Origin of the sequence: Lachnoclostridium phocaeense (genome assembly GCF_959599685.1) — a bacterium.
Classification (GTDB): domain Bacteria; phylum Bacillota; class Clostridia; order Lachnospirales; family Lachnospiraceae; genus Claveliimonas; species Claveliimonas monacensis.
The window spans coordinates 1-21,556 of record NZ_CAUGIN010000020.1 but is presented as its reverse complement, the minus strand read 5'-3'; the positions used below and the strand labels follow the sequence as shown (position 1 = coordinate 21,556).

Genomic DNA, 21,556 nt, shown 5'->3' with positions numbered 1-21,556 from the left:
GAGGCTTTTAATATGATACAGTTTAGACCGCAGGGCGTCTGTTCACAGATGATCAACGTGGAACTGGACGGCGATACAATTAAATCCGTACAATTCGTAGGCGGATGCGCAGGAAACACACAGGGCGTTGCCCGTCTTGTGGAGGGCATGAACGTAGATGAGGCCATCGCGCGCATCGAAGGTATCCAGTGCGGCTTCAAACCCACATCCTGTCCCGACCAGCTGGCAAAAGCGCTTCGCATGGCAAAAGCACAGGAGAACTAATCAAAAACGCTTAAAGCTAAATTGGAAAGAGAGGACTGCCGCCATTCTTATCTGTGGCAGCGCCCTCTCTTTCGTTTAGTTTTTTGGTTTTCTTGTGCGTTCTCTTATGTCCCGCCAAGCTGCTGTATCTGCTGCTTCACGACGACTTTAGCCCTTTCGGGCCTGTATGACGGCTTCTCAATGTAAGGAAAAAATAAAAATTTTGTTTGTTTATTGTTTCCGGGTGCACCACGAAGCAGCAGATACAGCAGCTCGGCAGGATGGATTGGTTCCCATTCGGGTTTACGATTAAAAAATCGTGTTTAAAAAGTTCTCTTGGTTTGGTTTTTTAATTATTTTTGTTTTTAGTTTTCTTCGGGCTAATCAATGTAGAGGCCGTTGGTTGAGGAACTACTCATGTCATTTCCAGCTGAGTGGATACAGCGAACTCTGTAATACCAGTCTGGTTCCACCTCCAGCATCTTGCTTGTGCTGACAGTGTAGGTATTCTTGTTCTCCTTCTGCCAGGAATCTACATAATGCCAATAATCGTCCGCATCTTTTGCCCGTTCTACAATGACAGACACTTTAACGGATTCTACATCATGCTGGGCAATGGTTGTTCCCCCGGCATAAATCTTACCCGGCCCTAATTCTCTAAGTTTAGAATACCCTGTCTGCAGGTCTACACCTCTTGTCAAACTGCCCGCAATACCTGTAGATTCATCTTCGCATGTTAGATAGGAGCCGTCTAACATAGGCCTGCTTTCATTTGCATTTGTTGGGAATTCTGCCGTTATTGTAAGGCCCATTACTAACATAGCTGCGAAGCATACAGATATTAGTTTTTTCTTCAAGGTCATCCCTCCTTTTTTCCTTATTCTGCTTTTCTTTCCATATATTAAGACACATAACTTTCCAAAAACTGACGCTTTTTTTACAAAAAATGTAAATTATTTAAAATTTCTTCCATTTGTTCCCTCGTCATAATCCCTGTAAGCTGATAATGAACTTCCTGATATTCGAACTGAGCTGAATACTTTTTATCACCAGTTTCCTCTATCATATATTCTTGGATTAGAACTTGCACACTATTTAAAGGATAGCTATACTCCTGAATTAAAGTATCTTCGATATCCGCTCCCCACGCCGCATCTTCCTGAGAACAATCTATAATATATGAAACAATTTCTCCTTCATTATTATAAAATACATCGGCCACTCTAAGATCTGAATCCAGTTGCATGTCCATAAACTCCATATAGGGAAGCCTCTTTATAAGTCTGACCGGGTCGATTCCTAATTTATCTTTAATTTCTTGAAATGCAATCTCTTCTTCATCCTCACCATATTCTAAAATCTCTTTATCATCAGATTGTACCCTTGTAACCTCTCTCCCACCAAACAACTGCTGCGCTACTTCCATCACCCTATCCGGCCCACCGACGCCTGTAATCCCCACAGCTGCCACAATGACAACCACTGCCGCGACACCGGCCAGACGTTTGAAAAAGCGTTTCCTGACGGAGCCAGGCCTGGACGCGGCCTTGCTCTCCTCCTCTCTGGCCTTCTCCTGCTGGATCTGACGTCCAAGGCGCAGGGCTTCTTGATCTTCCGGTGACAGTCTGCGCACTGCCTGCTGCCGCTCGTACTCCTCTATCCTCTCGTACAGTCTCTCCTTTGCGCCGTCACCAGGAGACAATCTGGCAATCTCAGGATTCTTTTTCAGTTCTTCTTCAATCTGTTCTGCTTCTTTCTGCATCTGCTCCTCCATGAAAGCCGCAAACTGCTCTTCCTCTCTTTTCTCCTGGCAGGACTGTTCATCATTAAAATATTCTCTCATCAATTACCTCTCTGACTGTCTGTTTCAACCTGTGACCTATTCTTTTTCTTGACCCCCGACGTACTTACGTTTACAATTATGATAGAAACTAAAATCGGAGGAAACAAATATCATGAAACGTATTATTTTAACTGGCGGCGGTACCGCGGGCCACGTCACCCCGAATATCGCACTGCTTCCCCGGCTCAAGGAGTTACAATATGATATTCACTACATCGGCTCCTATAACGGAATCGAGAAGGAGCTGATCGAGCAGTTCGGGATCCCCTATCACGGGATATCCTCCGGAAAACTGCGCCGCTATTTCAGTGTCCAGAACTTTACAGATCCCTTCCGGGTGCTGAAAGGCTTTGGCGAAGCGCAAAAGCTGATCAAGCTTCTCAAACCGGATGTGATCTTCTCCAAAGGAGGATTTGTGTCTGTTCCAGTGGTTATGGCAGGAAAAAAGTGTAAAGTGCCTGTCATCATCCATGAGTCTGATATGACACCCGGACTTGCCAACAAACTTTCCATTCCTTCCGCAGTGAAGGTGTGCTGCAATTTCCCGGAGACAGTGGAACTTCTTCCCGCCGACAAGGCAGTTCTGACAGGATCCCCTATCCGTCAGGAACTTCTTGAGGGAGATGCCGAAAAAGCGCGGAACTTTACTGGTTTTACTTCCGAAAAGCCCGTGATCCTCGTGATCGGCGGAAGTCTCGGCGCTGTTGCTGTAAACAATGCCGTGCGCAGCAATCTTCCGGAACTTCTGAAAGATTTTCAGGTCATCCACCTGTGCGGCCGGGGCAAGCTTGACCCCACTTTAAATAATCAGAACGGCTATGTACAGTATGAATATATTAAAGACGAGCTGAAAGACCTGTTCGCCCTGACAGACATTGTCATCTCCCGGGCGGGGGCCAATGCCATCTGTGAACTGCTGGCACTGCACAAGCCAAATCTTCTGATCCCTCTCTCTGCAAATGCAAGCCGGGGCGATCAGATCCTGAACGCCCGCTCCTTTGAGCGTCAGGGATTCAGTATGGTTCTGGAGGAAGAGGAAATCACAAGTGAAAAATTCCTCTCCTGCGTCCACACTCTCTACGATAACAGGAAGCAGTACGCAGACGCAATGTCCAGCTCCCATCAGCAGAATTCGATTGATACCATTATTGAGTTAATCGAGTCTGCTGTCAATGAGTAGACGTATATCCTTTAAAAAACAGGTGTCAGAATGACACCTGTTTTTATGCTTCATGGATGTGGTCATATTCTTCACTGTAATGTTTCTTTATCCAGTTTCTGGCCCTGTACAGCATACTCTGCAGACTTTCCAGACTCATTCCCATACACTCCGCAACTTGTTTCTGTGGCTTTTCCATACAATACACAAGTGTAACTGCATCATACCATCTTCTGTTTCTGCGATAGAGCGCACCAAGAATCGTGTCAGCAGACCGGAGCACTTCCCGTCTCCAGAGTTTGTCAAAGAAAATTTCTTCACCGCTTTCACCCAAACCATATGCGCCTTCCTCATCTTCTCCCAGATCCAGACAGATAGCACGACTGTTATCTCTGATGTAATTCAAAGTAATATTCTTGGCTGTGGTGAGAAGCCAGTTTTTCGTGTTCTCCACTCTTGTGTGTTCCATGTAGATGTAATACCGCAGAAAAGTTTCCTGCATGATGTCTTCTGCGGCATACCACTCGTTTATGTACAGAAAGGCAGTCTGGAAAATGAGATCCTTATATTTCTCATAAATGGCATCAAATCCTTGTCTGCCTATGAACTCAATTCCCACATCAGTTTCCTTCATCTTCCATTTTTTTCTTTTTCCGATTACTGCCAGTCTTCTTTCAGCTTCGCCAGTATCTCGTCTCTGTCGGCGTCACTGAGCTCTCCCATCTCCCAGCCAAGCCCCACTTTGTCATCTTTATAGCGCGGGATCATGTGCATATGGAAGTGGAAGACTGTCTGTCCCGCGCACTCTCCGTTGTTCTGCACCAGATTGTAGCCGTCACAGCCCAGCACATCCTTCATGCGGGAGACGATCTTCTTGGCTACAGGAAGCACTTTTTCTGCTGTCTCATCCGGCAGCGCAAAAAGATCCTCATAGTGCTCCTTGGGAAGAAGCAGCGCATGTCCCTTGGAGGCTGGTCCCAGATCCAGGATCGCGCGGAAATCCTCATCCTCGTAGATCGTCGCTGACGGAATCTCTCCATTTGCTATTTTGCAGAAAATACAGTTGTCATCTCTCATCTTTTTTCCCTCTTTCTTTCCTAAAATTATGATTGAATATTTTAACCGCCGATGCTAAACTTGAAGTCCAGAAAGGCGGTAAGAAACCATGTTCACAAATACAGATTACGACAAATTGCAGCAGCTGATGGCAGAATCACCGGAAAACCGCGTTCTCCTGGAGAAGCTCCTGGCTTCCCACGAGGAGACTGTGGCCTCCATCAGCCACGAAATCCGAAACCCTCTGACCCTTGTGTACAGCACGGTTCAGCTCCTGGAATCCCGTCACCCGGAGATTGCCTCAGACCGGTACTGGATATCCCTGCGGGAAGATGTAGAATATATGCAGCAGCTCCTTGCAGATCTGTCGTCTCTGAATCACAGCCGCACACTCTCCTTATCTGAGTTTTCTTTCCGCTCTTTTATGGAGCAGATCGTTCTGTCTTTTGCGGCCTCCTGCGCCGACAGTCCTGTCGAATTCACATCCCGTCTGGCCCCGGATCTCCCGGTCATTAAGGGGGACCGCATCAAGCTGCGGGAAGTATTTCTGAATCTCCTTCGCAACGCCCGGGAATCCATCAAAGGGACCGGCGCTATCAGGCTGGACGCATCCTGCACATCCACAGAGATCACCGTCACCATAGAAGACACCGGCTGCGGCATCCCGGAGGAGCATCTTCCCCATATCTTTGAGCCCTTTGTCACTTATAAAAAGGGAGGCACGGGGCTTGGACTTGCCATCGCCGACCGGACCGTCCGCGCGCACGGCGGCGAGATCGCTGTGACATCAGCGGTAGATACCGGCACCCGATTCCGCATCCTTCTTCCTGTATAAAAGTACAGCCAGTACAAATCCTGTGAGCAGCCCTCCGATGTGGGCAAAGTTATCCACTCCTGAGCTTGTAAATCCGTAGTACAGGGTGAGGACGATCATAACGATAATGCCCTGCCCCGACACATTCCCGATCTGTCCGTGATTGCGCACCGCAATATACAGAAGGGCTCCTATGATCCCGAATATAGCTCCCGAGGCTCCGGCGCTCACAGCGTAGTCTCCCGTTCTCATCTCCACCAGAGCGGACAGCACATTGCCGCCCAGTCCCGCAGCAAAATATATAAGCAGAAATTTAATCTTTCCAATGGTCAATTCCAGCTGCCATCCCATTACGCCCAGCATCAGCATATTGTTGACAAGATGGGAAAAGCCAAAATGCAGAAAAATGGAGGTAAACAGCCGATAGTATTCTCCCTCCTGAAAAAGAGGAAGATACATGGCTCCATTCTGGAGCATATAGTATGCATCCTCTGTCATCCCCCCGAAACTCAGAAAAATAAATACTGCCGCGTTGATGACGATCAGGGCGATGGTACAGAGTGCTTTCCTTTGATACATGCAAGACTTCCTTTCATTTTTTCTGCATTATTATACCATATATTCCCATTACCTGGATGTTTTTTCATAAAAAATTAGCATTTTGAAGTTCACAGCTCCTCCTCATCTATGAAAATTCCGTCCCACTCCCTCCAGGCAGGCTTTTTGTGTCGGCGCAGAAATTCCCGCACCGGTCTCCACATATTCTCCGTCTCCCGCATGATGCTGCTTCCCGCCTCCTGCTTTGTGATCCAGTCGTGTTCCGCCGTGTCGTATCCCGCCCTGGCCCTGTCTGCTGTTCTCTCATCGCTCTGCTCCTCTCTGCCATCCAGGATCGTCCCTCTTTCCCATTTCCGCTTTGCCTCCTCCTGCATCTCCTTTATCTGTCTTACAATTTTATGCAAGCTGTAATTTTCCTTCATGGTCTCCTTGTGGAGGAGGAAGGACGTCCGCACACTGGCGTCATCTCTGAAATCCGTCCATTGGACAAAAGATTCTGTCAGCCTGTGAAAAGCCTCCCACACATTCCACTGTCCTCCGGGATAATAGCAAAAAAAGTATGTCCCATCCTCCCAGAATATATACTCCGGGTCCATCAGGAGATGATCCGCGCATAACAGGTGTGCGTTTATCTCTCTTATCACATCCAAGAGGCTTTCAATAAACTTTAACATTTCTTTCATATCTATTTTATTTTCTTTGTATTTTGTCTTCAGTGAGGTTTTTCCGCTGATGTCATACTCGTATATACTGGCGCCCTCTTCGCCATGTCCCCGCAGGCATAAAAGTCCTTCGATATTGTTTTCCTCCAGCATACGCATCTGGTAGTCTTCTGTATAATCTCCCTGGCATTCTGCCACGAGAAAAGTAGTATCCAGACCTCTTCGTATGCTGACACACTCTATTCCATATTCTTTTTCGTCCATTTTTTCTCTTCCTCTTTTTCTTCATCCTGTGATTCTCCGTATTCTTCTTATATGATCCTCCGGCTCTGTCACGGCCGCCCTCTGGACGACCCGCAGACTGAAATACTTTCTGGACGCATACGCACTGACCGTGATTGTTTCATCCTCCACCTGTATATCCGCGCGGGCCCCCGGAAAGAAGATACATTTCCCCTGTATCCGCTGCTGGAATGCCTGATTCAGAAGAGAGGCATCCACCCCCTCCTTTTCCCGCGCCTTTGTGCTCCCTATGACAGCTGTCTCATACGCACATGAAGCAATTATATTCTTGTCATGGAAATAAAATAATAACAAAACAGTGCTCACAAGAAGCAGTCCCACAAGAGGCATCAGGCAGGCCGCCTCCACAGTAAGGCTCCCCTTACATCCCTGTAACCTTTTTCTTTTTTCTTTACTTTTATATCTGCTTTTCATATCTCCTTTTTATATACCCTCCCGGCGTCTCTCCTACGACCAGAAATATTCTCCTGCCAGCAGGTTCAGAAAGCCCGCGGTGATAAAGGGTGTCATAGGCAGGGCTGTCTTGCGGGACCATTTTTTTCTGATCAGACATAAGCCTGCCGCAAAGGCGAGCAGCACCCAGGCCGCCGCCATGACCTCCAAAAGACTCCAGATCCCCAGATAGATCCCAAGGGCCATGACCAGCCAGCCATCTCCGTAGCCGACAGCCTCCCCTGTGATCCTGGAAATGCCCAGCAGAGCCAGTCCGGCTGCCGCTCCCGCTGCCGTCGCTGCCAGATTCCTCTCATCCACCGCCAGGGCATAGCTGACTGCCAGTATATTGGCCAGTGCAAGGGCCAGTCTGGAGATCCTGCGGGAGTACATGTCATAGACTGAGATCCCCAGCAGGAAAGCAAGGCAGATCAGATTTTCCACTGACAGGACTTCCCTGACTTTTTCTGCATCTATCCACATTTGGAACATGCCCCCTTCCCCACGGCCTCCGACAGAGGAACTGCGTAGATGGTCCTCTTCAGCCCGCTGCAGCTCAGACTGGTGTGATATCTGTCTCCATAATCTGTGATGTACACGCCGCTTCCTGTCCCTTTATGGGCGCATCTCTCACAGGGATAATATTTTCCCTGGCTTTCGTTGCGCAGATCCTCAACGATCTCTGCCGGAACCATCCGGGCGGAAAGCTCCAGGTAATTGCAGTGGTAATCCCGGTGGTACACCATCCCGGTCTCTGTGATATAGACTGTCTCCTCATCCTCCGCAAGAAATCCTGCACGTTCATACCCTGTCCACCCTTTCACACGGCAGCTCTCCTCCATAGGCACCACGACATTCCCAAAGACCGGCAGCGGCAGGTACACGTGGTAGCTGGCCCGAAGCTCCATGATGCCTGTGTTCATGGACATATAGGATTTTTCGCAGTGCACGCCGCTGCTTCCGCTCTCCACAACGCTTCGGTCCAGCCGCTCTGCTCCCACCGCGTTTATAAGATCCTCTTCTATACTGCCTGCAAGGAGGACCGGCCTCTCATAGGCATTCTCAGCTGCGATCTTGCCCGCATACTGCAGGCCGCTGCGGATACTCGTGCGTATGGCCATGACTTCTGACATATAGCAGAGCGCAAGCACCGCAAAGAAGAAAAGGGGCATGGCAAAGGCAGCCTCCACTGTAATGCTTCCCCTTTGCCCTTTTTCCTCCCGGCTGCCTGCATCGATACCGCTGACAGAGCTGTGGGAGAAATGGCCGGCAGGCCGGATAACGCAACCGGGAATGCACAGGGACGCCCTCCTGAAAAAGCGGAAAACCTTCCGATAAAAAATATTTACATATGGGAGTATGTTGAGTTTATTATACGGGAGTACCATGCCAAAGCTCCTTTCTTCTGTATTTGGATGTGATATCAGGAGGGCGCCCCTGTGCATTCCCGCCCTGTTGCTCAGTTGTAGCCGAAATAAGTGGAAAAGTTGTAGCTGATCCCTCTTCGGAGGCTGCATCTGCTGTCAATCTCCATCTTTGTGATGCAGTGATCGATCCGAAACCATTCCATTCCCTTTTCCAGCCGCATATGTTGTTCAATAAGATCCAGGCTGCGCATGGAGGCCTCGTCTGCACTGGTGAGAAAAAGCAGGATCTGCAGGTACTCTTCATAATTCATCCCACTTGCTGTATCCTTTCCCTCGTTCCACTCCCCGCCGCTTCCCAGCGTCAGAAGTCCGGAGAGCTGAAGCTGCCAGCTCTCACTGTCTTTCACAAGTGGAACCCGGCTGCCGTTCAGCAAAGCCCGCAGGTCTGTCACGCTCTCCCCAAAGGACCATGCAAAGAGGAGGGCCTGGGTAACTGCCTCCACGATAGCCGGTACAGCCAGGAGGGCACACATGGCCACCGCCATAGCCGCTGCCTCTGCCCTCTTTGCGCTGTCCGTCTGGATATAAGCAAAGTTGGACACGGTTCGGATGAGCAGCAGCTTCTGCACCGTCTTTTCCAGATTTTCCATGTCCGATGGCTGGCCGCTGATCATATACTCCAGCTCATAGTCCAGTCCGCCTCCGCCCGGTTCCCTCTCTTCTCCTTCTTCCGGGACTGCCGAAGAAAAATGCTCCAGCAGATACACACCCAGCGCCAGTCTGGATATATCCCCCTGCTCTGCCACATCATCAAAACTGCCATATCCCTGTTCCAGCGCTCGTCCTGACGGCTGGTCGGAAGGAGAGATCCTCTTCTGGGATACCTGCCTGTCCCTGGGCATCACAAGAGAGAGAAGAGAAGACTTCTTCAGCTGTTCTACTGTATCCAGAGGATTGTTCTCGGCGGGAAGGCTCTGCTGCTGCCCTTCCAGAAGAGAGGAGAGTTCCCTGCCTTCCTCCTGTTCCTTCTCCTGGTAGAGCTTTATCTCCTCATCCTGGTTTTTCCAGATCTGCGCGTTTCCCAAAAGCCCTTCCAGCTTGTCCAGCCCATACTTATACTTTACCCAGCTGCTGACCTGGGACAGGAAGGGACTGCCTCCGTCATCCGATAGGATCTGAAGTCTTGCCATCTCGTGGTCCATGCCGCCCGCCCCGTAGCAGGACAGCCGGTCCCAGATCTTCTCCTCACTGTAGTTGCCGCTCTCATAGCTTCCCTCCAGGGCAAACAGTTCATACTCTTCCAGCAGTTCTTTTTGATATTCTGCAAAGACAGACTCTATGGCCCGGTTCGTATCTGCCCGGCGCCAGTTCTTCGCCGCCTGTATGGAAGCGCTCTCCATGAGAGAGCCTGCGAAGGCGATCAGAAGGATAAAAACGAGAGCCAGGAATGCAGTCATCTCTCCTCCGGGGTCTTCTGCCTTTCCCACAGTTCTATATACCTGCGCTCTCACTTGTGATCTTCTCAAAGATCGTCTGCACCAGGCTGGTGAGCTGGGATTTGAATATAAGTACAAGCCCTATGAGAACAACCAGGATCAGGATCACTTCCACCACGCCGATCCCCTTCTTGTCTTTCATCAGCTGTATCAGATAGTACATTCTCCACATAGATCTTCCTCCTTTTCTCCGTACTTCTTTATCCGTTTCTCTCTTCTAAAGTGAAATGGAGAGAAACGCCGGGACGATGACAATGACAAGCACCACAGCCAGCATGAGGAACATGGGGAGGAGAAGCTTGGTCCCTGCCTCCTCTCCTCTTCGCCTGGCAAGGGCCTTGCGCTCCTCAAAGGCGTGAAGTCCCTCCAGGCGCAGCGCGTCCGCCAGCCCCTTTGTCCCTTTTCGCAGATTCTGGGAGAGAAGGGCTCCTAACTTCATGTAGGTCTGCAGGCCGCACCGGCTGCCGAAGTTCTCATAGCACTCCTTCTCAGAAACGCCCCCGCACATCTCATTCCAGGCAGATACCATCTCCTCGTAAGCAGCCCGGGCTCCGTTCGGTCTCTCCCGCCTCTGGTAATCGTCCACAATTTTCTTCCATGCACTCTTGCTGCTCATGCCTGCCCCCAGGAGAAGATTCAGCTGGCTGACGATCTGGGGGTAATCCAGCATCATCTGCTGCTTCTTTTTTTCCTCCTCCTTTTTCTCATTCTGTCTCTCCAGACAGAACAAAAGGAGCACGGTGATCAGCCCCATCGCCAGCACCACCAGGCCTCTTGTGTTCATCGGATAGTGGTAGCTGATCTTCTGTCCGTCTATTTCCTGTGGCAATTCTATCGTTTCTTTTGTTTTGTTTTCATTTCCATATTCTATGATCTTGCTCTCAATCCTCTCGAGAAGCCGCTCCTCCTTTGTCCTGGAGGCTGCACAGATCCTGACTGTCACCTGGTGGGCGGCCTGTCTGGTCTGATCCTGGGTGTAGGTCATAAAGGCCTTCAGGTTCACCAGTACCCCTTCCGGCTCTTCTGCCAGTGCCATCTGCAGTGCATCCTCCTGTATCTCCCCGTTTATGGTGAGTACGTCGTATCTGTCCAGCTCCCACTCCACGGCAACGGGAAGATCCGGGATCTCTGATATCAGTGCCAGGTCAGCCGTAACCCGGTCCAGACTATCATTGTCTCCCAGGATCAGTATCTCAAGCTGATCTGCCGCCCTGTCAAAGATCTCTCTCATCTCTTCTTCCGTGTACTGCCTCTCCCCCACGGTAATATCCAGTATCCCCTCTGTTTGTTCTCCGTCTGCTGTGATGTGAAAGCTCTCGCTTCTGTCTCCCTGCCCATAGCTGTTCCTCTCGATCTCTTTCTGGTCTGCCGCCGACCTGCTGGCGTCTGCTGCCAGCAATGCCAGTGCGCCAAGGACAGACAGGAGTAAAATGAGAACCATCAGATTTCTATATTTACAATTTTTTGCCCGAGATACCAGGCTCCCAAATATACTGCCAGACATGCGCTCATCACTCCTGCTCCTATGAGATTTCCGTACAGTGCGGCCATAAATTCGGGAAAGCTCAGCTTCATGTATGCGATGATCCCAAAGGGGATCACGGACATCACTTTACACTCATATTTTCTGGCTGCAAGGATCGTGTCAATTTCTCTCTGCATCTCCATCTTGTCCCTTATCTGCGAGATGGAATCCCGGATGACCTTCAGGGAATCTCCGCCGCTCTTTTTTGCCGCCACAAAGACGCTGACAAAGCTGTGGAGATCCTCCTGATCCACTCTCTGGGCCCACTCGTACAGGATCTGGTCCATGGGGATCTGCAGATAGATCTGACGGATCATGTAGTCAAACTCCCGGTGTATGGCCGTATGTTCACTATATAGTATATTAATATCTTTTTTTGTTTCTTTTATTGCATTTTCCAATGAATATCCCACATTCAGTGATGCGGCAAGCGAACGGATCGCCTCCTGAAACTGGAGGGCGAACTCCCGCTTTTTCTTTTCCAGGCACTCTTTCTTCCAGTGTCTCAGATACAAGAAAATCCCAGGAGCACAGAGGAAAAATGCCCACACAGATTCATAATAGAGCCAGGAGACCAGCGCAAGAAATCCTGCATATTTCAGAATAGCAAACAGGTATTCATGGGGTCTGATATCCTGCTGAAAGTAATTTTTCTGTGTGCAGAAGAGGCCGGACTTTCTGCCACCTACCCTCGATGACGCCGTCTGTCTTTCTGCACTTTGTCTCCTGAAATTCATAGAGACAGCCCGTCTGAATCTCTCCGTCTTCATAGTCCAGCACCTCCACGATCTCCAGCACTTTTCTGCTCCTGTCCCGAAGCCTCCCCACATGGATGATGATATCAATGGCAGAGGCGATCTGCCTCTGTATCGCTGCCAGGGGAATATCCATCCCCATGAGCACCATGGTCTCCAGCCTTCTCAACATATCCCTGGGACTGTCAGAGTGTCCCGTACTGAGACTTCCCCTGTGTCCGGTGGACATGGCCTGTATCATGTCAATGGTCTCCGGCCCCCTGACTTCCCCCACAATGATCCGGTCCGGCCGCATCCTGAGCGCTGTCCGGATCAGCTGGCGGATGGTGATCTCACCTACTCCCTCCATATTGGGATTTCTCGCCTCAAGTCTCACCAGGTTGGGTACGCCCTGTATCTGCAGCTCAGCGTTGTCCTCGATCGTTATGACCCGCTCCCCGCCGGGAATAAACTGCGACAGGGCATTCAGAAGGGTGGTCTTTCCCGAACCGGTGCCCCCGCTGATAAAAATATTGTATCCGGCTATGACCAGCATTTTCAGAAAGCCTGCTGCCTCATCACTGACTGCCCCCATCCGGACCAGATCCTGCATGGTGATCTGCTCTGTTGGGAATTTCCGTATGGTCACCACCGGCCCGTTGAGCGCCACCGGGTAGAGGACTACGTTTACTCTGGAGCCATCCGGCAGCCTGGCATCCGCAATGGGCACCGACTCGTTGACCATGCGGTTGGCTCCAGCCACGATCTGCTGAATCACATCCTCCAGCCTGCTCCGGGAGGGGAAGCGCTTGTCTGTCCTGTAAATCTTCCCCTTTTTCTCCACGAAAATGTTCTGCGTTCCGTTGATCATGATCTCCGTGATCTCCTGGTCCTCGATCAGGTCCTGGAGCAGATCCAGCCTGCGGAATGCATTGTACAGGTCCCGGCCCAGTTCCGCCTTTTTCTTAAGCGGAATATACCCTCCGTCACTCTCCTCGTCCAACACCTGAAAGATCAGTTCTGTCAGTTCATCGTCTCCTATCTCTCTTGACAGATCCAGTCTGGCCAGCACCTTTTCCTGGAGCTGTTCTTCTGATATCACATCGTACCACCCTCTCTGCTGCATGCCCGCAGCCGGCCTGCTCGAGAGCTTCCTCGAACTGCCGGATCTTGGAGGAGGCCGCAGGGTCATCTGCCGCAGGCAAATGGATCTCATCACAGGCTTCCAGTATTCTGTACAGTCCCTGTACACTGTCACCGATATCCAGCACAAGTGTGTCGTATATACTTGTCCGCAGGATCTCCTCAAAGAGCCAGATCCACTCCCCGGGGGACACATCTCTTATATCATCCGGGATAACTGCCGGCGGCACATAGTCCAGGCCTCCCTGGTTTCTCACCAGCCCTGCCAGGACAGCTGCCAGCTTTTTCGATCCCTGCTTGGCGTAGTAGAGAAGCTCCGACATATTTCTCTGCCTCTCCTCCGGGAAGTACAGCCCTGCCCCCGCATAGGTCTCCATGTTCAGGTACAGCACATTTTCCATGCGGGACAGTTCTCTTCCCTTTTGGAGAGCCATCCTTGTCTGTCCGAGCCGCCGGACAGGTGAGTAAAACCCTATGATCCTTCCATTTCCTCTCTTGCGTATCCGGAGAAGATCCGCTTTCTCCTCCCTTGCCAGAAGCTGCACCAGACACATACAGATCTGCTCCCCTGACTGGTATTTGAAAATGGCGTCCATATCTCTTCTGCCTTCCCTCTCTGATGTGAGAAGAACGGTCTTGTCCGCCTTTTCCCCCTCTCCCTGAAGATCATACATTTCCCTGCATTCCTCGGAGATCAGCAGGATATCTACAGGCATCTGTGCTGCTGCCTCCTGTATCTGGTCGGGACTGCTACATGTTTTTACTTGAAAGGCAAGTTCCCTTTTCCCGTTCAGAAACGCGGCAAGCCTGGCAGCATACTCTGTATCCGGATCGCAGATGACCAAATTTCTGCTGCTCACATACATCCTCCTTACATGCGCTTTGCATGCACAAAATCCACTTGTTTTGTTTACAGTTCCCTATTCAGTTGTGCTTGTTTTGTTTTTGAATTCTCTGCCGAAAAGGCCTTGAATTACAGAAACATGTGTCAGATTTTCAACAAGATTTAATCAGATACAAGTTATGAAAACTTGTACGATGTATTATAGCCTTACACCGCACAAATGTCCATAGCTTTTTTCAAAATAAATTTTCTTTGTTAGATTTTCACAAAGATTGGTAGAGCACGATCCCGTAGAGGAGCGCAACCCCGGGAATTCCAAGAACTCCGGATGTCAAAAAGGACACCGGCCCCATCCCCACTGCCATGTCTACCCCGCGGGTTTCCAGAAAATAATTGACAAAGAAAATGACTGCCAGCCCCGCCAGGGCCCGTATCAGAAAATTCACCACCCACCCCGCTCTTTCTTGCGGCGTGTACTCCCTTCCGTCTTCCATATCTTCCACCGGCCTCTTTTTTTACATGTATATTATGGCCGTCAGGTATTTTATTCTCAATTTCTGGCTATACTGGAAATAAAGAGTAATGATCCGTGGAGGTGACTGCATATGAAGCTGTTCCAGCGTGGACGGGCAGCCGAGGAAGACATCTACAGGCGGCTGTCCTTTGACCAGGAAAATTTTGACATTGCCGAGGAGATCGCCCAGGCCCGCCAGGAGATCGAAGATGCCTACAATAATTTTCAGAATGCCTGCGATCCCGACCTGATCGACTGCTATATCTACCGGGGAAATGCAGCCTGGAAACGGTATTGTTTCCTCCTGCGGCAGGCCAAGGCCATCCACTCATAGACATGGTTTTCAAAAAAAGGAAGGGTGCCGCAGGATCTGCAGCACCCTTTTTAAAGTTCGATCTCAATCTTTCTCCCCGTCCGCTTGTAGGGGTGATACTTTACCCCCGCCGCGTCGAACATCCGCATGGATGCAGCCACGGACGGCGTCCCTTTGTATTTATTGCAGTCGTAGATGACTTCCTTGATCCCGCTCTGGATGATCGCTTTCGCGCATTCATTGCAGGGGAAGAGAGACACATACAGTTTGGCTCCCTCCAGGCTTCCGCCCCTGTAGTTCAGGATCGCATTGAGTTCGCTGTGGACCGTATATACATACTTGGTCTCCAGGGGATCTTCCCCCTCTCTGTTCCAGGGAAACTCCTCGTCAGAGCAGCCCGTTGGAAGGCCGTTGTAGCCCATGGAGAGGATCTTGTTGTCCTGGCTCACGATACAGCACCCCACCTGTGTGTTGGGGTCCTTGGAGCGCTGGCCGGACAGGATCGCCACTCCCATAAAATACTCGTCCCAGCTTATATAATCTTCTCTTTTGTTTGCCATAAAAATGCCTCCTGTTCCATTCCCCTGACATTCTGACTTTTCTATTTTGTTCCGAAAATGCGGTCTCCGGCATCCCCAAGACCAGGCACGATGTAGCCGTGATCGTTCAGATGGTCATCCAGGGCTCCGATATACAGATCCACATCCGGATGCTCTCTCTGCATCCTCTCTACTCCCTCAGGCGCCGCGATAATGCAAAGGAAGCGGATCTTCTTCACTCCTTTTGCCTTCAGAAGATCGATAGCCGCCGCAGAAGAACCTCCCGTGGCCACCATAGGATCCACCACAAAGACTTCCCTCTCGTCACAGTCTGCCGGCAGCTTGCAGTAATACTCTACCGGCTCCAGTGTCTCAGGATCCCGGTACAGGCCGATATGCCCTACCTTGGCCGCAGGGATCAGCACCAGCATACCTTCCACCATGCCGATGCCCGCCCGCAGGATGGGGATAATGGCAAGCTTCTTTCCCTCCAGCTGCTTTGCTGTTGTCTCACAGATGGGGGTCTTGATCTTCACATCTTCCAGTTTCAGATCCCTTGTAGCCTCATAGCACATGAGCGTGGCAATCTCGCTGACAAGGGCGCGGAAATCTCTGGAGCCAGTCTCCTCTCTCCGGATCAGTCCGATTTTATGCTGGATCAGCGGGTGATCCATTACGTACACATTTGACATTCTTTTTTCCTCCTGCACTTTTATACATTTATCACATGATGCCCCGCGGCCTTCAAAAGCCTGTTCATGACAGCGCTCCCGATCCCGTCAGATGCAAATGCTTCGCTGTAAATATATTCTGTCCCGTCATCGTCGAACTCACGCAGGATGGCGTACAGATTTGCAGCCACTGTACTCTCATCCTCCCTGGTGCCGATGCACTTTACATTCTCGTGATCATATCTGCCCATGGTCTCCTGTGTGGCTATGATCCCGACGCGGTGTCCCTCGTTCTCGCGGGCTGCGGCAAGTTCGCCTATCTTGTCCACCACCTTCTCAAGGGGTCCCTCCACCACCGTCATCTCCGCCCTGGGCGCATAGTGGCGGTACTTCATCCCGGGCGCCTTGGGAGGTGTCTTGGCGTCTGCCGTGAGGATAGTATGATCCACAGTTACCTCGCCCACTGTCTCCTCCAGCATCTCTTTTGTCACAGCACCCGGCCGCAGGATCATGGGTGGCTCCACCGTCATGTCTACAATGGTGGACTCCACCCCGATGTGGACAGGGCCTCCGTCCAGGATCATATCGATCCGCCCCTCCAGGTCATCCAGCACGTGCCGGGCCATGGTCGGGCTTGGCCTTCCCGACTTGTTGGCGCTTGGTCCGGACACATAGCCTCCGCCTGCGCGGATGAGCGCCAGCGCCACCTCGTTGTCCGGCATGCGCACAGCCACCGTTTCCAGTCCCCCTGTGGTCCCGTGGGGAACAAGTTCGCTCTTTTCAAAGATCATGGTCAGGGGACCGGGCCAGAATTTCTCCGCCAGGGCCACTGCCTTCTCTGGTACCTTCTTTGTGATGGGATACAGGTCTTCTAAGGAGGCGATGTGGACGATCAGCGGGTTGTCCGACGGCCTTCCCTTGGCGGCGTAAGTCTTTCTGGCCGCCTCCTCATCCAGGGCGTTTGCCCCCAGCCCATACACGGTTTCTGTAGGAAATGCAACCAGTCCGCCCTGCTTCAGGATCTGCCCGGCTGCATTTATTATGTCCATATTCATTTGTGTTTTTTCTATCTTTTCTACTTTTGTCTCCATGTCCTTTATTATAGCATCAATCCGCCTAATTTACCACCCAGCTTTCTATGCCTTTGGCAATGGCTTCTGCCAGCTTCTTCTGGTACGCTTCATCGGTCAGAAGAGCCGCCTCCTCCGGGCAGCTTAAGAATCCGCACTCCACGATCACGGTGGGGACTTCTGTCTTTTTCAGAAGATAGTATGTGTCATTTGCCTTGATCTTTCTCGTATTTTCCTGGTCAAATTCCAGGAGTTCCTTCTGCATGGCCTCTGCCGCCTGCTTCCCCTTGTCGGAGTGGGTAAAGTAGAAGACCTGGGCTCCCTTTACTGACGCATCGGAATAGCTGTTCTGGTGGATGCTGACAGCGACGGCTGGCTGGCGCTCATTGATGATGCGGATCCTGTTGTTCAGATCCTCCAGCTTCTTGTTGGACGCATCCTCATCTGCCAGCATAACGTCTTTCTCCCTTGTCATAACCACTTCCATCCCGTCCTTCTCCAGCCTCTCCTTTACTTTCAGGGAGATGGCAAGATTGATATCCTTTTCCTGCTCGCCCTGCGCCCCCACCTTTCCGGGATCCCTTCCCCCGTGTCCCGGATCCAGGACCACCAGATTTCTCCTTACATTCTCCTGCTGCACACTGACATACGTCCGGACTTTGTCTCCGGCAAAAAGAAGGCCGGCCAGCACAGCCAGCGCAAAAATAAGTTCCATGATCTTTTTCAGCAAAAAAGCACCCCCTGTCAGCCTATACCGGAAATTCCTTTTCAGGATACTCTAGTATATGTCTTCCAGAGGGCGCATATTAATGCCTTTGTCAGATTGATTTGGTCTTTAATTTACATACTGCAGGATCAGCTCCCAGATGTCTGATGTCTCCTGTCCCAGCCGCCATGCGGCTGTGCCGGCCAGCCCGTAGTCTTTCATAAGCTTCAGCCTTGGCTCCAGTGACTGGGCGTCCTCCAGCCACACCTCATAGGTGACGCCGTTCGCCTCCCAGGTAGCGTAATTCTGCTGTGTCGTCTCATCCCAGGTGATCTGGGCCCCTGCCTGTTCCACCACGGCCCTGGCGTCTGCCATTCCATAGGCTGTGCTGGTCACATTCATGGTGTATTCCGCGGCATCTGTGCCCTGGGCAGCGGCGATCTCCTCCTCTGTCTTGGGCGTCTCCTCCCACACTCTTGTGAAGAAGGGAACCGCGTTGATCACTTTCTCAGCCGGAACCTCCTCCAGCGTGTTCTCGATGCCCGCTTTCACGAAATCGTAGGAAGCCACTGATCCGGCCTCCGGAGAACCGCCGTAATGCTCATCGTAGCCCATGATGACCACGTAGTCTGCCACCGCTCCCTGCTCTCCCCGGTGATACTGCTGGTTGTAGTTCTGGGGAACATAGTTGTCCACGGAGAGCACAATGTTGTTCTTTCTGCACTGTACAGACAGCTCACGGATAAACTGGATATAGTGCTCGCCGCACTCCTCCGATATCATCTCAAAGTCCACATTGATGCCGTCGATCCCTGTCTGGAACACAGCTGCCATGAGCTGGTTGATCAGGTTTGTCCTGCTGGATGTGCTGGAAAGCAGCGCATAGGACTCCTCCTGGGAGCTGATGCCTCCGTCAAAATCCCGGATGGCCGCCCACACCTCGATGTTGGACTGATGTGCGTAATTCACATACTCTGAGCTGGCGATGGACTCCAGATTGCCCGATGTATCTGCCACATGGAACCATGTGGGAGAGATCGTATTCAGGCCCTTTGTGCTGGCGATCATCTCCAGAACGCTGCTGTTGGCATCGGAGTTGGTCACATTGTGCCATGCCATATTGATCACATAGTCTTTTGAGATATTTGTGTAAACAGGCTCCTCAAAGCCTCTGTCGTATGTCGTCTTCTGCTCGTCGCGGAGCCTGTTCTGCTTCAGGTATCCGATGAATCCGTCCTGGGTGCGCACCTTCTTCCAGTCGCCTTCATCCTCGATGACTGCCACTGTATCTCCCTTGGAGACCTCCGTCAGGATAGGGCTCTTCACGCCTCCCTGATAGCGCACCTGGGTGTCTCTTTTCACCTCTGCCACAGTCTCTTCTTTCTCTGTCACCACGACCGCTCTGTCCGGGTCTGTGAAGACTTCGTAAGACATATCTGTATACTGTGCCACAAAATCAAGCGCAATGTACGCTGTACTTCCTTCTGTCCTCAAAATGACATAGTCTGTGCTGGTTTTCTGATTGGCGAGAGTATACTCACTTGCCCCCACTCCTACACTGACTGTATCTGTCGGAAGCGTGTAGAGCAGCACGTTCTCACCTGGATCCCAGTAAAACCTCTGGTTGATGTAGTCCCGCACAATAGCGTACTCCACATAGGCTCTTCCGTCAGAGATCATCCCCCTTGGCTCAAGCACTTCATTATTCACGACAATAGCCAGCTGACCGTCACTTTCTATTCCATAATATTCATTCCTGTCAGCCTGCTGGTCTGAAGGGCCATACCGCCTCCACAAAAAGAACGCTGCAATAGCCGCTATGATCACTATAATGAAAAATCCTGTCTTCAGGATAAGATTTCTCTTTCTTCTGCGCCTTGACTGTTTCCGCCCGCGCGCAGGCCTCCGCCTTCTGCGTCTCTGATCCATGCTGCACCTCCCACACACATATACATTATTATACCAATCTTTGCAGCACACGTCATTATATATTTCGACATTTTCAAGACTTTTGCGAGGGGTGTCCGCACTGTCCGGTCTTTTTTCTGTCTAATTTTCTCTGGCAATGTGATGGAAGTACAATGCTTTCAGGTCTCCTTTCTCATTCAGGACATAATCCCGCATATAGCCGGAGTCCTCCCGCAGCATATGCGCCTGTACAATCTGTGTCGGGCTTGCCGGTTTCCCCTCAAGTTCTATGTATACTCCCTTTTTCTCGTAGCCGTTCAATTCTCTGAACAGCTCCTGAAATTCCCTTGTGTCTTCCGGCATAACAGCCTCCTTTTTCTGCCCGGACGAAACTTTTCCCGCCCGCCGCATAAAATGGAATATAACTAAAACATCTGAAGGTATATCTCCTTTTTGGAAGTGCGTGATATATCAGGATACACCTTCACACAGAAACCGTACTCTTCTGACTGCGCTGCTGTCCTCTGGACCTGCCCCTGTTGAAAATTCTGAACATAACATAAACGGCAAAATCTGATTGAAATCTTAAAATTGATAAAAATTTATTTTATCTGACATTTTTGGAAATAAATGGTTGATAAGTTACCTGATCTTGTTTTGAAAACCCATGATAAATAAATCTGATATGCAGATCCATTCTAAGAATGTGTGAATTGGGAATACTAATTTCTGTGTCTGTATTATAGCACCGTCCATTATGTTGACGCAAGCTTTTTTTATTTTTATTTTATTGAACTATACTTATGCCTTATGCTATACTGTGAAAAAGGAAGTGATACTATGAAGATTGAGAAGATCAATGACAACCAGATCCGCTGCACGCTTACACGCGCCGATCTGGCAGCCAGGCAGCTTCAGCTCAGCGAGCTTGCCTACGGAACTGAAAAAGCAAAATCACTTTTCCATGATATGATGCAACAGGCGGCATTTGAGTTTGGCTTTGAGGCGGACGACATCCCTCTTATGATCGAGGCGATCCCCGCATCAGCGGACTCCATCGTGCTGATAATCACGAAAGTCGAAGATCCGGAGGAACTGGATACCAGATTTTCTAAATTCGCTCCCTCACCCGGAGGTGACTGGGAGTCCGCAAAAGAAAACGCTCTTGAGAAGCTGGAAGGTGCGGAGGAACTTCTGAACCTGATCGGCAAAGTAAAGGAAAGCGTCTCCGCTATATCGGAGAAACCTTCCAAGGATACTGCCGAGGAAGAAAAGAAACCCTCTCTTCGGTTCTTCTCTTTTGAGACCATGGACCAGGTGATCCAGGCAGCCCATCTGCTGAAATCCATCTATTTCGGTTCCAACACATTATATAAAGACCAGAAGGCAGATCTTTACATCCTTGTGCTGACACAGTCTGATCTGAAGACAAGAGATTTCAACCGGATCTGCAACATGCTCTCCGAGTACGGTTCCCTTGAGAAGGCGTCCAGCGCCTCTCTGGCCTTCCTGGAAGAGCACTGCGAGATGCTGGTGTCCGGCGACGCCGTACAGCAGCTGGCAGAGATTTAAAAAAGTACAAAAAGAGAGCAGCCGTTAAGCCAATGTCATTTAGTTAAGGCACTGAAATGATAACTCTCTTTTAGGCAGAACTTG

At 50.6% G+C, this 21,556-nt stretch carries 27 protein-coding genes; 5 read left to right on the top strand and 22 right to left on the bottom strand.

Translation table 11 applies throughout. The features are described from left to right. Nucleotides 1-15 precede the first annotated feature (15 nt). Nucleotides 16-264, top strand: coding sequence for a TIGR03905 family TSCPD domain-containing protein (locus Q5911_RS10025; protein ID WP_281724569.1), 249 nt, complete (start codon nucleotides 16-18; stop codon nucleotides 262-264). Nucleotides 265-623: 359 nt separating this feature from the next. On the opposite strand, the gene Q5911_RS10020 is transcribed toward Q5911_RS10025, so the two are convergent. Continuing rightward, nucleotides 624-1,106: a DUF6147 family protein gene (locus Q5911_RS10020; protein ID WP_303182595.1), complete on the bottom strand. Its 483-nt coding sequence runs from the start codon at nucleotides 1,104-1,106 to the stop codon at nucleotides 624-626. Nucleotides 1,107-1,180: 74 nt separating this feature from the next. Continuing rightward, on the bottom strand, nucleotides 1,181-2,086 hold the full coding sequence (locus Q5911_RS10015) for a DUF4367 domain-containing protein (RefSeq protein WP_303182594.1): 906 nt from the start codon (nucleotides 2,084-2,086) through the stop codon (nucleotides 1,181-1,183). 112 nt (nucleotides 2,087-2,198) lie between these two features. Between Q5911_RS10015 and Q5911_RS10010 the strand changes: the two genes are divergently transcribed. Further along, on the top strand, nucleotides 2,199-3,266 hold the full coding sequence (locus tag Q5911_RS10010; RefSeq protein WP_303182593.1) for an undecaprenyldiphospho-muramoylpentapeptide beta-N-acetylglucosaminyltransferase: 1,068 nt from the start codon (nucleotides 2,199-2,201) through the stop codon (nucleotides 3,264-3,266). Nucleotides 3,267-3,309: 43 nt separating this feature from the next. Here the strand turns inward: Q5911_RS10010 and Q5911_RS10005 are convergent, their stop codons facing one another. After that, nucleotides 3,310-3,879: an RNA polymerase sigma factor gene (locus tag Q5911_RS10005; RefSeq protein ID WP_303182592.1), complete on the bottom strand. Its 570-nt coding sequence runs from the start codon at nucleotides 3,877-3,879 to the stop codon at nucleotides 3,310-3,312. A 23-nt stretch (nucleotides 3,880-3,902) separates the two neighbouring features. Beyond that, nucleotides 3,903-4,322 carry an HIT family protein gene (locus Q5911_RS10000; protein ID WP_303182591.1) on the bottom strand — a complete coding sequence of 140 codons (420 nt, stop codon included), beginning with the start codon at nucleotides 4,320-4,322 and terminating at the stop codon, nucleotides 3,903-3,905. An 88-nt stretch (nucleotides 4,323-4,410) separates the two neighbouring features. Here Q5911_RS10000 and Q5911_RS09995 point away from each other — a divergent pair, with 88 nt between their 5' ends. Beyond that, on the top strand, nucleotides 4,411-5,136 hold the full coding sequence (locus Q5911_RS09995; protein WP_303182590.1) for a sensor histidine kinase: 726 nt from the start codon (nucleotides 4,411-4,413) through the stop codon (nucleotides 5,134-5,136). On the opposite strand, the gene Q5911_RS09990 is transcribed toward Q5911_RS09995, so the two are convergent. The 12 genes from Q5911_RS09990 to Q5911_RS09935 all read right to left on the bottom strand — a co-directional run bounded on the left by Q5911_RS09990 (nucleotide 5,089) and on the right by Q5911_RS09935 (nucleotide 14,673). Next, nucleotides 5,089-5,694 (bottom strand): rhomboid family intramembrane serine protease, encoded by a 606-nt coding sequence (locus tag Q5911_RS09990; protein WP_281724540.1) that lies wholly within the window; start codon nucleotides 5,692-5,694, stop codon nucleotides 5,089-5,091. The two genes, Q5911_RS09995 and Q5911_RS09990, sit on opposite strands and share 48 nt — an antisense overlap. An 89-nt stretch (nucleotides 5,695-5,783) precedes the next feature. Then, nucleotides 5,784-6,599 carry a DUF6382 domain-containing protein gene (locus Q5911_RS09985; RefSeq protein ID WP_303182589.1) on the bottom strand — a complete coding sequence of 272 codons (816 nt, stop codon included), beginning with the start codon at nucleotides 6,597-6,599 and terminating at the stop codon, nucleotides 5,784-5,786. Between the two features lie 21 nt (nucleotides 6,600-6,620). Further along, a complete protein-coding gene (locus Q5911_RS09980; protein WP_303182588.1) occupies nucleotides 6,621-7,052 on the bottom strand; it encodes a TadE/TadG family type IV pilus assembly protein in 432 nt (143 codons plus the stop codon). A 33-nt stretch (nucleotides 7,053-7,085) separates the two neighbouring features. After that, nucleotides 7,086-7,553 carry a prepilin peptidase gene (locus Q5911_RS09975; RefSeq protein ID WP_303182587.1) on the bottom strand — a complete coding sequence of 156 codons (468 nt, stop codon included), beginning with the start codon at nucleotides 7,551-7,553 and terminating at the stop codon, nucleotides 7,086-7,088. Then, nucleotides 7,544-8,458, bottom strand: a complete 915-nt coding sequence (locus Q5911_RS09970) for a TadE/TadG family type IV pilus assembly protein (protein ID WP_303182586.1) — start codon at nucleotides 8,456-8,458, stop codon at nucleotides 7,544-7,546. Before Q5911_RS09970 ends, Q5911_RS09975 begins: the two co-directional genes overlap by 10 nt. Nucleotides 8,459-8,529: 71 nt before the next feature. Next, the gene (locus tag Q5911_RS09965) at nucleotides 8,530-9,924 is read right to left on the bottom strand and encodes a DUF5702 domain-containing protein (protein WP_303182585.1); all 1,395 of its coding nucleotides are present in this window, start codon (nucleotides 9,922-9,924) and stop codon (nucleotides 8,530-8,532) included. A gap of 4 nt (nucleotides 9,925-9,928) precedes the next feature. Then, the gene (locus tag Q5911_RS09960) at nucleotides 9,929-10,105 is read right to left on the bottom strand and encodes a Flp1 family type IVb pilin (RefSeq protein ID WP_076779995.1); all 177 of its coding nucleotides are present in this window, start codon (nucleotides 10,103-10,105) and stop codon (nucleotides 9,929-9,931) included. A gap of 45 nt (nucleotides 10,106-10,150) precedes the next feature. Beyond that, complete coding sequence (locus Q5911_RS09955; RefSeq protein ID WP_303182584.1) at nucleotides 10,151-11,437, bottom strand: hypothetical protein; 1,287 nt, start codon at nucleotides 11,435-11,437, stop codon at nucleotides 10,151-10,153. After that, a complete protein-coding gene (locus tag Q5911_RS09950) occupies nucleotides 11,374-12,195 on the bottom strand; it encodes a type II secretion system F family protein (protein ID WP_303182583.1) in 822 nt (273 codons plus the stop codon). The genes Q5911_RS09955 and Q5911_RS09950 overlap by 64 nt, the downstream gene beginning before the upstream one ends. Continuing rightward, nucleotides 12,077-13,294, bottom strand: a complete 1,218-nt coding sequence (locus tag Q5911_RS09945; RefSeq protein WP_303182609.1) for a CpaF family protein — start codon at nucleotides 13,292-13,294, stop codon at nucleotides 12,077-12,079. Before Q5911_RS09945 ends, Q5911_RS09950 begins: the two co-directional genes overlap by 119 nt. Continuing rightward, complete coding sequence (locus tag Q5911_RS09940; RefSeq protein WP_303182582.1) at nucleotides 13,221-14,195, bottom strand: hypothetical protein; 975 nt, start codon at nucleotides 14,193-14,195, stop codon at nucleotides 13,221-13,223. The genes Q5911_RS09945 and Q5911_RS09940 overlap by 74 nt, the downstream gene beginning before the upstream one ends. Before the next feature lie 247 nt (nucleotides 14,196-14,442). Further along, the gene (locus Q5911_RS09935; protein ID WP_303182581.1) at nucleotides 14,443-14,673 is read right to left on the bottom strand and encodes a pro-sigmaK processing inhibitor BofA family protein; all 231 of its coding nucleotides are present in this window, start codon (nucleotides 14,671-14,673) and stop codon (nucleotides 14,443-14,445) included. A 111-nt stretch (nucleotides 14,674-14,784) separates the two neighbouring features. Between Q5911_RS09935 and Q5911_RS09930 the strand changes: the two genes are divergently transcribed. Further along, nucleotides 14,785-15,027: a YaaL family protein gene (locus Q5911_RS09930; RefSeq protein WP_076779986.1), complete on the top strand. Its 243-nt coding sequence runs from the start codon at nucleotides 14,785-14,787 to the stop codon at nucleotides 15,025-15,027. A 50-nt stretch (nucleotides 15,028-15,077) separates the two neighbouring features. On the opposite strand, the gene Q5911_RS09925 is transcribed toward Q5911_RS09930, so the two are convergent. The 6 genes from Q5911_RS09925 to Q5911_RS09900 all read right to left on the bottom strand — a co-directional run bounded on the left by Q5911_RS09925 (nucleotide 15,078) and on the right by Q5911_RS09900 (nucleotide 20,263). Continuing rightward, the gene (locus tag Q5911_RS09925) at nucleotides 15,078-15,566 is read right to left on the bottom strand and encodes a deoxycytidylate deaminase (RefSeq protein WP_076779984.1); all 489 of its coding nucleotides are present in this window, start codon (nucleotides 15,564-15,566) and stop codon (nucleotides 15,078-15,080) included. Between the two features lie 41 nt (nucleotides 15,567-15,607). Beyond that, nucleotides 15,608-16,237 carry a uracil phosphoribosyltransferase gene (upp, locus tag Q5911_RS09920; RefSeq protein ID WP_226395500.1) on the bottom strand — a complete coding sequence of 210 codons (630 nt, stop codon included), beginning with the start codon at nucleotides 16,235-16,237 and terminating at the stop codon, nucleotides 15,608-15,610. A 20-nt stretch (nucleotides 16,238-16,257) separates the two neighbouring features. Continuing rightward, the gene (locus tag Q5911_RS09915; protein WP_242943702.1) at nucleotides 16,258-17,271 is read right to left on the bottom strand and encodes an L-threonylcarbamoyladenylate synthase; all 1,014 of its coding nucleotides are present in this window, start codon (nucleotides 17,269-17,271) and stop codon (nucleotides 16,258-16,260) included. Between the two features lie 61 nt (nucleotides 17,272-17,332). Next, nucleotides 17,333-18,016, bottom strand: coding sequence for an N-acetylmuramoyl-L-alanine amidase (locus tag Q5911_RS09910; RefSeq protein WP_303182580.1), 684 nt, complete (start codon nucleotides 18,014-18,016; stop codon nucleotides 17,333-17,335). A gap of 105 nt (nucleotides 18,017-18,121) precedes the next feature. Continuing rightward, nucleotides 18,122-19,921 (bottom strand): glycosyl hydrolase family 18 protein, encoded by a 1,800-nt coding sequence (locus Q5911_RS09905; protein WP_226395502.1) that lies wholly within the window; start codon nucleotides 19,919-19,921, stop codon nucleotides 18,122-18,124. Nucleotides 19,922-20,041: 120 nt separating this feature from the next. Next, nucleotides 20,042-20,263, bottom strand: a complete 222-nt coding sequence (locus tag Q5911_RS09900) for a hypothetical protein (RefSeq protein WP_076779977.1) — start codon at nucleotides 20,261-20,263, stop codon at nucleotides 20,042-20,044. A gap of 477 nt (nucleotides 20,264-20,740) precedes the next feature. Between Q5911_RS09900 and Q5911_RS09895 the strand changes: the two genes are divergently transcribed. Next, nucleotides 20,741-21,472: an adaptor protein MecA gene (locus Q5911_RS09895; RefSeq protein ID WP_303182579.1), complete on the top strand. Its 732-nt coding sequence runs from the start codon at nucleotides 20,741-20,743 to the stop codon at nucleotides 21,470-21,472. Nucleotides 21,473-21,556 lie beyond the last annotated feature (84 nt).